This window comes from Urinicoccus timonensis (genome assembly GCF_900232945.1).
GTDB classification, from domain to species: domain Bacteria; phylum Bacillota; class Clostridia; order Tissierellales; family Peptoniphilaceae; genus Urinicoccus; species Urinicoccus timonensis.
The window spans coordinates 60,014-72,887 of sequence record NZ_OCTU01000005.1 but is presented as its reverse complement, the minus strand read 5'-3'; the positions used below and the strand labels follow the sequence as shown (position 1 = coordinate 72,887).

The 12,874-nt window shown below is 37.0% G+C and carries 16 protein-coding genes and 1 riboswitch; of the genes, 1 reads left to right on the top strand and 15 read right to left on the bottom strand.

What is annotated here, in order from left to right:
- Window positions 1-46: 46 nt before the first annotated feature.
- From scfA to CS898_RS08085, 15 genes are all read right to left on the bottom strand, one after another.
- A complete protein-coding gene (gene scfA / locus CS898_RS08155; RefSeq protein WP_009431221.1) occupies window positions 47-193 on the bottom strand; it encodes a six-cysteine ranthipeptide SCIFF in 147 nt (48 codons plus the stop codon).
- Window positions 194-207: 14 nt separating this feature from the next.
- Entirely contained in the window at window positions 208-498 is a 291-nt protein-coding gene (yajC, locus tag CS898_RS08150) for a preprotein translocase subunit YajC (protein ID WP_009431404.1), read from the bottom strand.
- 11 nt (window positions 499-509) lie between these two features.
- Window positions 510-1,637 (bottom strand): tRNA guanosine(34) transglycosylase Tgt, encoded by a 1,128-nt coding sequence (gene tgt / locus CS898_RS08145; RefSeq protein ID WP_009431909.1) that lies wholly within the window; start codon window positions 1,635-1,637, stop codon window positions 510-512.
- The gene (queA, locus tag CS898_RS08140) at window positions 1,637-2,674 is read right to left on the bottom strand and encodes a tRNA preQ1(34) S-adenosylmethionine ribosyltransferase-isomerase QueA (RefSeq protein WP_009430472.1); all 1,038 of its coding nucleotides are present in this window, start codon (window positions 2,672-2,674) and stop codon (window positions 1,637-1,639) included. The genes tgt and queA overlap by 1 nt, the downstream gene beginning before the upstream one ends.
- Before the next feature lie 2 nt (window positions 2,675-2,676).
- Entirely contained in the window at window positions 2,677-3,903 is a 1,227-nt protein-coding gene (locus tag CS898_RS08135; RefSeq protein ID WP_099208798.1) for a SpoIID/LytB domain-containing protein, read from the bottom strand.
- 9 nt (window positions 3,904-3,912) lie between these two features.
- On the bottom strand, window positions 3,913-4,908 hold the full coding sequence (gene ruvB / locus CS898_RS08130; RefSeq protein WP_009430966.1) for a Holliday junction branch migration DNA helicase RuvB: 996 nt from the start codon (window positions 4,906-4,908) through the stop codon (window positions 3,913-3,915).
- Window positions 4,909-4,916: 8 nt separating this feature from the next.
- Window positions 4,917-5,495: a Holliday junction branch migration protein RuvA gene (gene ruvA / locus CS898_RS08125; protein WP_099208797.1), complete on the bottom strand. Its 579-nt coding sequence runs from the start codon at window positions 5,493-5,495 to the stop codon at window positions 4,917-4,919.
- 3 nt (window positions 5,496-5,498) lie between these two features.
- A complete protein-coding gene (ruvC, locus tag CS898_RS08120; RefSeq protein ID WP_099208845.1) occupies window positions 5,499-5,993 on the bottom strand; it encodes a crossover junction endodeoxyribonuclease RuvC in 495 nt (164 codons plus the stop codon).
- Between the two features lie 116 nt (window positions 5,994-6,109).
- Window positions 6,110-6,874, bottom strand: a complete 765-nt coding sequence (locus CS898_RS08115) for a hypothetical protein (RefSeq protein WP_099208796.1) — start codon at window positions 6,872-6,874, stop codon at window positions 6,110-6,112.
- A 129-nt stretch (window positions 6,875-7,003) separates the two neighbouring features.
- Window positions 7,004-7,306 (bottom strand): hypothetical protein, encoded by a 303-nt coding sequence (locus CS898_RS08110; RefSeq protein WP_009430225.1) that lies wholly within the window; start codon window positions 7,304-7,306, stop codon window positions 7,004-7,006.
- Window positions 7,307-7,356: 50 nt separating this feature from the next.
- Window positions 7,357-7,860, bottom strand: a complete 504-nt coding sequence (locus CS898_RS08105; protein ID WP_039880911.1) for a hypothetical protein — start codon at window positions 7,858-7,860, stop codon at window positions 7,357-7,359.
- Window positions 7,850-9,268 (bottom strand): sensor histidine kinase, encoded by a 1,419-nt coding sequence (locus CS898_RS08100; protein ID WP_099208795.1) that lies wholly within the window; start codon window positions 9,266-9,268, stop codon window positions 7,850-7,852. Before CS898_RS08100 ends, CS898_RS08105 begins: the two co-directional genes overlap by 11 nt.
- The gene (locus CS898_RS08095) at window positions 9,265-9,972 is read right to left on the bottom strand and encodes a response regulator transcription factor (RefSeq protein WP_009430426.1); all 708 of its coding nucleotides are present in this window, start codon (window positions 9,970-9,972) and stop codon (window positions 9,265-9,267) included. Before CS898_RS08095 ends, CS898_RS08100 begins: the two co-directional genes overlap by 4 nt.
- 4 nt (window positions 9,973-9,976) lie before the next feature.
- Window positions 9,977-10,552, bottom strand: coding sequence for an HD domain-containing protein (locus CS898_RS08090; RefSeq protein WP_099208794.1), 576 nt, complete (start codon window positions 10,550-10,552; stop codon window positions 9,977-9,979).
- A gap of 8 nt (window positions 10,553-10,560) precedes the next feature.
- A complete protein-coding gene (locus tag CS898_RS08085; RefSeq protein WP_099208793.1) occupies window positions 10,561-11,622 on the bottom strand; it encodes a s-methyl-5-thioribose-1-phosphate isomerase in 1,062 nt (353 codons plus the stop codon).
- A gap of 105 nt (window positions 11,623-11,727) precedes the next feature.
- Here CS898_RS08085 and CS898_RS08080 point away from each other — a divergent pair, with 105 nt between their 5' ends.
- Window positions 11,728-12,465, top strand: a complete 738-nt coding sequence (locus tag CS898_RS08080; RefSeq protein WP_099208792.1) for an MTAP family purine nucleoside phosphorylase — start codon at window positions 11,728-11,730, stop codon at window positions 12,463-12,465.
- Between the two features lie 211 nt (window positions 12,466-12,676).
- Window positions 12,677-12,856: riboswitch (cobalamin riboswitch) on the bottom strand.
- Window positions 12,857-12,874 lie beyond the last annotated feature (18 nt).

Here is a 12,874-nt window from a genome sequence, read left to right as displayed (position 1 = left end):
AAATTTACTCCTTTAAAAAATAAAAGGCGTGGAGTACCACCGCCTTTTACCTGTTTTTTTGTTCACATTTTTGATTTCCGACTGTACAAGATGTTTTACAAGCAGATTGGCAAGATGTTTGACATTCACCACATCCACCATATTTTAAGCTTTGCTTTAAATTTCTTTTTGTCATGGTTTTTATGTATTTCATAAAAATCCTCCTATTTATTTACTTTTTGTTACGGAATGTACGCCCCACTTCATGACGTCGATTCTAGTGTTCAATCCAGAGCTTTCAATAACGACGTAGTCTTCTTTAACCATGATGATCTTACCCATAAGGCCACCAATTGTAAGAATCTCATCCCCAACTTTTAAGTTGTTTCTCATGTCATCTACTGTTTTTTCACGTTTCTTTTGTGGTCTCACTAAAACGAAATAGAAAAAAGCAAGCATAACTACCATGGGAATGATGCTTCGGATAAATGGAGATTGTAAGCTACCTATTAAGTCCATATGTCCTCCCTTCAAATAATACTACTATTATTATAACCGTATTTCTTGTAAAAGTCACTCTTAAATTCAAGAAAATAGTCATTTGCAATACTTTTTCGAATTTCTTCCATCAAGTGGATTAAAAAGTGTAGGTTGTGAATTGTGGCTAATCGTAAGCCTAAAATTTCATCTACATTGAATAAATGCCTTAAATAGGCCCTGGAATAGTTTTGACAAACTTCACAATCACACTCATCATCAGGTTTAGAAAAATCATCTTTATATCTTGCATTCTTAATGACCAAACGACCCTTGCTGGTCATTAGAGTCCCGTTTCTAGCAATTCTAGTGGGAAGGACACAATCAGCCATGTCAATTCCTCTTTCCACAGCTTCAAATAAATAGTCAGGAGTCCCTACTCCCATTAAATAACGGGGTTTATTTTCAGGCAAGTAATCACTGGTATAGTCCAAAATTTCATTCATTAAGTTTAAGGGTTCCCCTACACTCAAGCCTCCAACCGCATAACCAGGAAAGTCTAAGCTTACAAGGTCTTGGGCACTAATTTTTCTTAAATCCTTGTACATTCCTCCTTGGACAATGCCAAAAAGAGCTTGGTCTTCTTTATCGTTGTGATATGCTTTGCATCGTTCAGCCCAACGACTGGTTCTTTCCATTGAATTTTTTATATAGTCGTAACTGGAAGGATAGGGGGCGCATTCGTCAAAACACATCATAATATCCGATCCCAAAACATGTTGAATTTCCATAGATTTTTCGGGAGTTAAGAATTGTTTCGAGCCATCAATATGAGAGCGAAACTCTACCCCTTCTTCCACAATATTTCGAATATTGGCCAGAGAGAAAACCTGGAAGCCACCACTGTCGGTTAAAATTGGTCCATCCCAGTTCATAAACTTATGAAGACCACCTGCTTTTTCAATGACTTCTGTTCCTGGACGCAAATAAAGATGGTAGGTGTTTCCTAAAATAATTTGAGCTTTTAAATTCTTTAATTCATCAGTTTTCATAGTCTTAACAGTTGCCTTGGTGCCAACAGGCATAAAAATTGGTGTTTGGATTTCTCCATGGTCTGTCTTGATTTTTCCCAATCTTGCCTTGGTGCGGCTATCTTTTTTTATAAGTTCAAAAGAAAACATTAGTCATCCTTCCTGATAAACATGGCATCACCAAAGCTAAAAAACCGATAGTTGTTTTTCTTTGCTTCTTCGTATGCATGTAAAATTATTTCTTTGCTGGAAAATGCAGAAACTAACATCAATAGGGTGGATTGTGGCAGGTGAAAGTTTGTAATAAGCCCATCCACAATTTGAAAGTGAAAACCTGGATAGATAAAGATATCGGTCCACTTGTGGCCACTGGTTAATTTTCCATCTTCTGCCATGCTTTCTAAAGTTCGCATGGAAGTTGTCCCTACTGCAATGATCCTTCTCCCCTCTGCCTTGGCCTTATTAATCTCTTCTGCAGCCTGGTCACTTACCATGCATAACTCTGAATGCATGTGGTGGTTTTCTACATTATCCACAGAGACAGGGCGAAAGGTACCCAGACCAACATGGAGGGTTATGGGGACTATTTTTACCCCTTTCTTCTCTATTTTTTCTAAGAGGTCCTGGGTGAAGTGTAGACCTGCCGTTGGTGCAGCAGCTGACCCAATATATTTGGAATAAACAGTTTGATACTCTTCTTGACGGTCTAACTTTTCTTTTATATAGGGTGGAAGAGGCATTTGACCAATTTGCTCAAATACTTTTTCAATGTCTTGCTCGCTCCCCTTAATCTCAAAAGAAATATGCCTAGATCCATCTTCTGTGATTCCTATAACAGTTCCCTTTAAAAGGTCTTGAAAATAAATTTCTGTATCAACCTTCATTTTTTTCCCAGGCTTAACTAGGCATTCCCAAATTTTTGCATTTAAAGGTTTTAAGAGTAGAACTTCAATCTCTTCTTCTTTTCCCTTTCGATGGCCATAGAGTCTTGCTGGTCGGACCCTGGTATCGTTGACAACCATCACATCCCCTGGCTTCAATTCATCAAGAATTTCATAGAAAATCTTATGTTGTAAATCTTTACTATTTCGAGATACCAGCATTAATTTTGCATGGTCTCGGGGAGAAATTGGATGTTGGGCAATAAAACTTTCATCCAAGTCGTAATTAAAATCAGATGTTTTCATAATCAATAATTCCTTAATTCAATGGCCGGATAGTAATACAATAAAATATTCCGATAATTTTTTCCTTGTTTGGCCATTTCTACAGCTCCATATTGGCTCATGCCAACACCATGACCATAGCCTCTTCCTTGGACAACAAAGTCCTCCTTTGAAGAAAGAGTTCCAGACTGATTATTGGCTTTCTTACTAATCCATTCTTTAGCCGTTGTATAGATGGAGGCTTGTTTTTTAATCCCTTGGGCAGATAGGACATAAAAGTTACTATCGTCATTGGATGGATCAAAAGAATTAAGGGTAAACCAGGTACTTTTCACATTGGTATTCCCTAAAATAGATCGAAATTCACTGGCCTTAATGGTTTTTGAAGAGCGACTTCCCATCAAAGATAGGGTCTTTACCCTACGATTATTATAGGTGTCCTGGATTTGGATGTCTTCCAGGCTACCAATTTCAGGATAAGCTTTTTCAAAAAGATTTTTTAGTTTTTCTTGGCTAATTTTATAAGTCCACTTTGCAGCTCGAGTATTAACTGAATAGGGGTCTTCTCTGGCGATTAAATAGGGGACTCCTCTTCCGCCCCAAGCTTCATTTGCCGAAACAGTATAACCGCCACTAGTGGCATGAAAAATTGTTTCAGCATAGTTGTTCATATAATAGGGCACAATACCCCTAGTTTCATCCACTGCTTGGTTCGTGCGACTTGTTTCGGATTTCATTCCTCGATAAACTTGAGAGTTTGTTGTATCATCCAAATTATAACCATACTTGATGTATTTATTTTTATTGGACAAGGCAAAGCCTCTAGATGCAACGGCTTGAGCTTTAAGAGCTTCAAGTGGAAAGGATGGACTCATTTCGTAGGGTAGAACACCTCGTATATAGTCCTCTAAGTTAATTCGATTGCAAACGAAAACATCTGTACCAGAGTTTAAAAAAACGAAGTCTCCTCGGTACTTATTATCCTTATATCCAATAAAGCTTCCTTGGGTGGATATTTGGCTGATGGTTTGACCATTTACCTTGATTTGCCCATAGTCATTAGTCAATCGGACCGAATTAGATAGGTCTGTCCAGTCATTGTACAAGGCCCCATCAGAAGTCATTTGAACTTCCTGGCCATTCTTTATGGTAGGACCAATTTTAATAAGTAAGTCTTCACTTGCTCCATAATAGCTTGTTGGAAGCAAGACCCCACAAAGTAAAATTAGTAAAAAAAGATATTTTTTCATAGTTTCTCCTTAATTTTCCTGGAAGGGAATATTGAAGTGGTCATAAGCTTTTTTAGTGGGTATTCTTCCCCGTGGCGTTCTTTGTAAAAAGCCTATTTGCATCAAGTAAGGTTCATATACATCTTCGATAGTTATTTTTTCTTCTCCCACGCTAGCAGCAATGGTGTCAATGCCAACGGGACGACCAGCAAATTGTAGAATCATAGTTTCTATGATTCTTCGATCTAGCCGGTCTAGACCATAATTATCAATTTCTAATAACTTTAAGGCTTCATCTGCTTTTTCTCGAGTGATGACTCCCTTACCCAGGACCTGGGCATAGTCTCTAACTCTTTTTAAGAGGCGGTTGGCGATTCTAGGAGTTCCCCTAGATCGTTTGGCAATTTCCAAGGCTCCTTCTTCATCAATAGGTACATCTAAAATTTTGGCTGACCGATGGATGATTTCTAGGAGACTCTCTACGCTGTAGAGTTCCAGATTAATGGGGACTCCAAAACGGTCTCTTAAGGGCGAGCTGAGTTGTCCGGCTCGAGTGGTCGCTCCAATCAGGGTAAAATGATTGATGTCCAAACGGATACTTTGGGCAGAAGGGCCCTTGCCAACCATTAAATCCAAGGCAAAATCTTCCATAGCTGAGTAGAGAATTTCCTCAACCGTTCGATGAATTCTATGAATTTCATCAATAAACAAAACATCATTTTCGTTTAAATTTGTTAAAATGGAAGCTAAATCTCCTGCCCTCTCAATAGCAGGGCCAGAGGTTACTTTCATTTGAACTCCCATTTCGTTAGCCACGATACCAGCCAAAGTGGTTTTTCCCAATCCTGGCGGCCCATGAAGTAAAACATGGTCCAGGGGTTCATTTCTTAATTTGGCTGCTTGAATAAAAATATCTAATTTTTTCTTAGCCTTATCTTGCCCTATATATTCATAGAGCCAACGAGGTCTTAAATTTGATTGTTCCTTATCTTCCAGTAATTCTCCTGAATCGACGATTCGTTCCATATGAACTCCTATCTATTCTTTAAGGCTTGTCTTAAAATCAATTCGATGGGTTGGTTTTTATCAATTCCTTGCAACATCTTATTGGCTTCTTTTTCTTGATAACCCAATTGAATCAAGGCTTCAAGGGCAGGATTATCTAGGCTGTGGATTTGTTGAACTTCTACATCCGATGGAGCAAATGAATCCATTTTAGATAGTTTGTCTTTTAATTCTACAACTATCCTTTGGGCTGTTTTTTTCCCCACTCCAGGAGCCTGAGTTAATACAGAAAAATCTTCCAGTAAAATACTCTTTTGCAGGAGGTTGGAGTCCATTCCTCCTAATATATTCATGGCAACCTTGGGTCCAATCCCAGATACCGTAATTAAAAGTTGGTACATTTGTCTTTCGTGGAGGTCAATAAAACCATAGAGGGAGATATCATCTTCCCTAACCACAAGGTCGGTAAAAATTGTAGTTTCTTGACCTTCCGATAGTTTTTTTAAAGAGGTGGATGGCATCAAGACCTTAATACCAATTCCGCCCTTGTCTATGACCACAGCATCATTTGTAATTTGATAAATACTTCCCTTTATATAATCAATCATTCTTTACTCCATTAAATACTGGGACTTAAACTTGCCTGTATGACCATGGGTTAAGGCAATGGCCAAAGCATCTGCTACATCATCAGGCTTGGGTATTTCTGGCAAATTTAATAAAATTTTTACCATGTGCTGGATTTGTTTTTTATCCGCTCGACCATACCCCACCAATCCCTGCTTAACTTGTAAGGGTGTATACTCATAAATAGGTATATTTTTTATTTGAGCAGAGAGAATTTCTACCCCCCTAGCCTGGGCAACTGAAATAGCAGTTTTTACATTTTTATTGAAAAAAAGTTCTTCAATAGCTAGCTCATCAGGTTGATAAAGCTCAATCAGCCTTAACATTTCCTTATAGATATGTTCTAGACGTTGACTGCTAGGCATTCCCGCTGGTGTTGTAATGGCATCATAGTCAATAACCTTGTATGAATTGCCAATTTTTTCAATAAATCCGTAGCCCACAATAGCTAGTCCTGGATCTAAACCCATTATAATCATTTTATCATACTCCTTACTATTTATCAGTCTAAAGAAGATATTTAGATGAGAATTTCCTTCTCCAAAGACTAATTTATTTTCTAATAAAAAAACTAAGTTATCCCAGGATAACTTAGTCAATGATACCTCTTCATTACTTGATTATTCATTCCATCCCAGTAGGCCTTTTGATAGACCCGCATACAATCGCGGACCAAAAAGTTAAGTAGCCTTTTATACATACAGGAAATATCACGAAACCTTAAGGGTAAATGAGCTTCTACAAAAGATATTTCATCAGAATCATAGTCAATCATAAGTTGACGATCCAAGTATTTATTAATATGGAATATTTTTGGCCTTAGTACCTTTTTAGAATAAATGTGGACTAAGTCAAATAAAAACTTTTGGATCTTATCATCCTTTTCAATGATGTTATCTAACTTCTGCCGGAAAAGGTAAATTTCCTTACATTGGTCCAAATCCTTAGGAATAAAGGCTGATTTATAAATATCCTCAACAGAAACGTGGTTAAAAGTTAAAATTTCAAGCTGGTTGGACCATTTTTTAGACTTATATCCCATCCGATAGCCTTCTAGATAAACACAAAGCTCCAATCTGGTAATATCTCCATGGATTAAATTCGTCACATTTTGTGCTACAAGCTCTCGTCCTTGATTAGGATTTAGATAGCGGATAATATCTGACTTTAAGTTTTTCATCGAAATATAGCTAGGTAAGACATTCTCAATAGAATCTTCAATATTATACAGATTCAAGAGAATTTGTAAACAAGTGCTATCATCTTCAAAGAGGAATTTATTTAATAAAGTTGTTTTGATGTCTTTGTTTTTTTGAACAGTATGTAAATTTACTTGTTCTTTTTTTAGAACAGAAAACATAAATTCCTCCTTGCTGATTTGATTAAAAATATTATACCAAAAATAGGTTAAGATTTGGCAAAAGATTCACAGTAATTATTTATTAATAGAATGAAAAGCCTTAATGCTGGTAATAGGACAAGGCTCCCTTTATTGCTTATGAATAACCCCTATAATCAAGGCGAACAATAGGCTGCAAATCCCTGAAGTTAGGCAAATAACAGCAACAAGAATGTTGTTTAAACTTGAAGAATCAAAGAGATGGTTCAAGACGCTTAAGAGCGAAACAACCCCTATTAAAATAAATACTAAGGAAGGTAGGTACTTTAAAAAGGTCAAATCTTTAGCAAATAAGTTCATAATAAAGGTAATGAACATCGCAAGAAGGATTGTAATAATACAAATGATAATAAACTCATAATGGCCACTGAGGGCGGTTAATATTTTATCCATTTTTACTCCTTTTCATTTTTAACATTTCCGATACATTTGTCAAAGCCCGACTAAGAAAAGTTTTCAATATCCTTATCCGTCACCTGGTCAGATGTTTTTTTGATTTGCATAAATATTCCATTTATGTTGATATAAGCCAGGTCATCTTTTTCCCTGTAAACTTCAAAATATTTACTTTCATTTTCATAAATATCAATGATGTATAAATAGTCTCCTTTGATTCCTATGGCCTCTTTTGTGGTATTAAATTCTCTTTCTAAAAGAAGGCTGCTATTGATCCTTCGAATTTGAAAGGACGGTTTATGAATTACAGTATTATCAATAATAACTGCTTTGGAGCTAATGATTAGGTCCTTTCCGATGTATTTTTTATAAGAAAAATCATCCAGGCGATTTTCTGGTGTAAAAATTGTCTTAATAATTGTCCACTTCCCTTCGATGGGAGCCCGGTTTATTCCCGGTGGATCATAGGCATTATTAATCTGTAGGGTCACATTTTGGCACCCAGTTAATAATAAAACTAGGCCCAACAAAATGAATGGTTTAAGCCTCATTTTTCACCTCTACATTCTTATCATAAGGCAAAGATATTTTGATGGTTGTACCCACATTTTCTTCTGAAAAGATGTCCATATGCCCACCATGTAACTTAACAATCTCATCAGCTATAGATAGGCCGATGCCACTATGGCTCTTAGAATGTTTTCCTTTGTAGAATTTTTCTTTTACATGGTCCAATTCTTCCTTGGACATGCCAACTCCATTATCTGATACTAAGATGATATAGTCATCTTCATCAACATAGCTTGTCAGCTTAATCCAACCATTTTCTTCTGTAAACTTAATTGCATTATCCAAGAGGTTGATCAGAAGTTGCTTTATCCTATTTTCATCCCCTATATAAACCATAACAGAATTTTGTATTTCTAGACTCAATTGAACATGGGCCATATTTGCTTTGGGTTCCATTTGCATACAGACATTGCTGCAGGTTGTGGCCAGGTTGAAAATGTCCTTGTCTAAGGTGATTCTCCCAGAAATGTACCTAGAAAAATCCAATAATTCTTCCACCATTTTGGCTAAACGGTCCGACTCATTTTGAATGATGTCCAGCCCCTCTATATAAAGCTGTTTTTCATCTTCATTTAAGTTCATTAAAATAGACGCCCAACCTTTAATAGAGGTTAAAGGGGTCCTTAGCTCATGAGAGATGGAGGATATAAAGTCGTTTTTAATTTGATCCTTTTTTAAAATCTCCTCCGCTAAAGTATTTAAGGTATAACCAAGCTTACCCAATTCGTCATTGCTGTTTAGGTTAGCTCGAACCTTATAATGGCCATTGGCCATTTCTTCTGCCACGGCAGTAAGCTCATCAATGGGCCGAACAATGGATTTGGCTAGCACAATACTTGCCAATAAAGAAATTCCTATAATTAATAAGCTAATAGCGACTAAGAGAAAAGCTACATAGCGAATTTGACTATTGACTTTGCTTAAAGAAACATTCAGCCTGATCAGACCATTGATATCACCATTTTGGTCTTTTAAGGGTGCAGAAAGACTCATAACAGAATCATCAGAATACTCTACAGTTCCAACTCTAGAGGTAATTTTTCCATTTAAAGCCTTTTGCACATCCGTGTATAAAAGAACATTGTCTTGAAAAACTCCTAGAGAATCTGATAAAACATTCCCTCTAGTATCAATAATTTGTACTTCTGCCTCTACATAATCTGGAAGTAGACTTACATTCTCTAAGGCAAAGTCTTCAATGGAGTATTGCTTATAGTTTTCCTGGTAAATTGCCTGGGCATTGTCAACGCGGTACCTAAGATTGTTTTCAACAGTATTATAATAATATTGACGGTAACCTGTGATTAAAAGAATGTCAATGATCGATACTGTTAATAGGATAATAATTAAAAAGCTATTAATAATCCGACTTCCAATAGACCTCTTCACTGTTCATCCTCTGCAATAAACCATCGATAGCCCATTCCCCAAACCGTTTCAATAAAGCGGGGTTTGGCGGGATTTTGTTCAATCTTAGACCGTAAGCGACGAATATTTACATCCACAATCTTACTGTCTCCTAAATATTCATTTCCCCAAACCTTGGTTAGGATTTCTTCTCTTCTCAAAGCCTTTCCAGGATTCTCCATAAAGAGCTTCATAATAATATATTCAGTAGGAGTTAATTCCACTTCTTGAGATTGATAGTAAAATTTTCTTGCATAGGTGTCTAATTCAAAAGGAGGGTGATTAATAACACTTTCTTTTGATGTCTTCGTATTTTTAGAATCCAAGCGTCTTTCCAAACTTTTGATACGTAAGCTTAATTCTGTTGGATTAAAGGGCTTTGTCATATAGTCATCACTACCAAATTGTAAGCCCATAATCTTATCCAGGTCCTCAGCCTTTGCAGTTAACATAATGATTCCAAGATTGGGAAATTCTTGACGCAAAATCCGACAAACTTCAAATCCATCAATGCCAGGCAACATAATATCCAAAACTACAATTTCTGGATGTTCCTTTTTTGCCAGTTCAATCCCATCTTCTCCACTAGCAGCTTCAAAAACTTGGTAACCTTCTCTTTCTAAGTTTATTTTCACAAACTTACGAATTGCATCCTCGTCTTCAACTAATAATATTTTTCGAGCCATTTTATCACAATCCTTTATGTTTATCAAAATAATCGTCTACTATATTGCAGGCATAGGTCCAGAGCTGATTGGAAATTTCCCTTATAGGTTCCAATCGCTTATAGACCATTTCTCGACTAATAGGATAGAGGGCCCAGGTTGCAACTTTCCCATAATAATTCATCATAATGGGTTGTAGACGGTCCATGGCATTAGCATAAAGAGAATCATTTGTTTTCATTTCCTCAAATTCAAGCCATAGGTCAAAAAATTCTTTTCCTTGGTCTTCTTTTAAAAGGCCATAAAGTCTATTAGCCGCCTTTAGTTCCCTTTCATTTTTATCTTCATATCCCTTAGTATCATAGGCAAAGGTATCTCCTGCATCAATTTCCACTAAATCGTGGGCCAATAACATCTTGCAAACCCGATCTACATCAATGGGTTTGTCAGCATAGTCTTTTAACAAATGTGCCATTAGGGCAATGTGAAAACTATGCTCTGCATCATTTTCTCTTCGATCTCCCGATGTAATATAGGTCCGACGATAGACAGATTTCATCTTATCCAGTTCAAGTATAAATTTAATTTCCTCTTCTAACATGGTCCCTCCTATACGGCAAAATTATAAAAATTAGCCTGGTCGGCCTTGTAGCTATCCAAGGCATCCGGTAAAAACGATCCTTGGTCTGTGATAATTTCGCTAACTAGGCTTGGCGGCGTAATATCAAAGGCAGGATAATAGCCCTTTACTCCTTCTAGAGTGTGTTTGATATGGTGGGCTGATAAGGTTTCTTCAGGATCTCTAAATTCAATATCTACACTCCTGGCATCAGGGTGGTTTAAGTCAGGAATTCCCGTGCAATAGTATGGAACATTAAAATATTTGGCACAAATGGCAATTTGTAGGGTTCCAACCTTGTTTATAATACTCCCATCCATACAAATAACATCTGCTGCTGAAGTAAATAGGTCAATTTTTTCATGCTCCATGTAAAAGGCCGGCATATTATCTGTTATTACAGTGACATCTACACCCATATCTCTTGCACAAGATGCAGTAAAACGAGCTCCTTGTAAAAAGGGCCTGGTTTCCGGGCAAACCATCTTTAAGTTAATTCCATTTTTTTGTGCTTGGCGAATCATCATCCCTATAATGGTTTCTCCAAAACATTGGGTCATGACTCGAGCATCTTTTGGCATTTTTTTTATCAGTTCACAAGCCACTCTATCAATTCTCTCATAACGATTATTCATAGCTTGTAGGGTGTATTGAAAAATTGCCTGGTCGCAATTTTTCCCCAAGTTATCTTTAGCAACAGATAGGCACCCCATAACTACTTGTTTTAATCGATCTTTTGTGGTTGGGCGAGCCGAGGAAATACATTCTGCTGCATCTAGTAAAAATTGATATTGGTCTTTTTCATTAAGAAGTCTTGCTTCATAGGCTGCCAGCGCCATGCCCATTCCTGCTGCGGTATAGGGGCCGGCGCTTTGTGTCACCATGTCAGAAATAGCTTGGGCCACCTCTGTGTGGTGGTGACATGTTACAAATTTCACTTCAATTGGATAGATTCTACGATCTAATATTTTAACGCACCCTTTTTCATACCAGGCCACGTTTTCATATTGTAACATCCTGGCAAGGCCTTCATCCATTCGCTTTGTATTCATAAAACCCTCCTATTGATTCTATTATAACTGAAAAATCTTGACATTTAAATAAAGAGTCCATTTTTCATCCTCTTTTGTTATAATTAATTTCAGGAGGTTGATTTTATGCTAGCTTTAATTGCAGGAACTGGTTTTGATCGATTTTTAAAACCTGAGGAAGAAAAAACAGTTAAAACACCCTTTGGGCCCAGGTCTATTTATAGGATAAAGACCCAAAATCAGAGCTTTTACTACCTACCCAGACATGGTTTAGACCACTCCGTGGCTCCCCACCTGATTAATTATAGGGCCAACTTGTGGGCTCTGAAAGAATTAGGTGTAGATCAAATTCTAAGCCTATGCGCAGTAGGGTCATTAAATAAAGACTTTAAACCTGGCCACTTTGTTGCCATTAAGGATATCTTGGATTTTACCAAAGGACGAATCAGCACTTTTTATGATGGACAGGACCACGACTTGAGACACTTAGATGTTTCAAACCTCTATAGCAAAGCCTTAACTCAAGAACTTGAAAATTTCTTTAGTCAAAGGCAAGAATCTATTCACAAAGGAATCTATGTTTGTACAGAAGGACCTCGTTTTGAAACAGCAGCTGAAATTAAATTTTATCAAATGATTGGTGGCGACCTTGTAGGAATGACCGGATCTCCCGAAGTTTTTCTTGCTCGAGAGCTCTCTATGAACTATGCTAGTCTGGCCCTAGTAACTAATTTCTGTACGGGAGTTGCCAATGATTCTATTGAATTTGTTTCCTCTTTTGACCAATATCAAGATCTTGTAGAAGAGCTTTTGAACTATTTAAGCCAAAGAGAAATTCCTCTTCAAGAAGCAGTTTTTGTTTAATAAAAAAAGAAAGAACCTCTCACATTGCTCGGTGAGAGGTTCTTTAATAGGGGTAATTAAATATGTTTTTATTTACAGCCTCTTCCTCTGAAATGGGAGGTAGACCGTCATTTCAGAACTGTAAATTGAGCAATAAAAAAATTCCTCGCTACAGTAGGAATTCTCGGTGTTACTATTGACGTTTTTAATAGTAGCATTTCCCACCGAAAGCTTAACTTAATGTCCATAGGTAGGTCTCCTGACTTATGATCACTTTACTTTCAACGTCTTCCCGATTTCTCAGTGACTTTATTGTTGATTTCATCTCAATTACAGTAGCGGGGGCTGTATTGGATTTGCACCAATTTCCCTTTTCCTAAGACAACTATTAAGTTATGGCTATATTATACCACCCCTACTTCTCTATTTC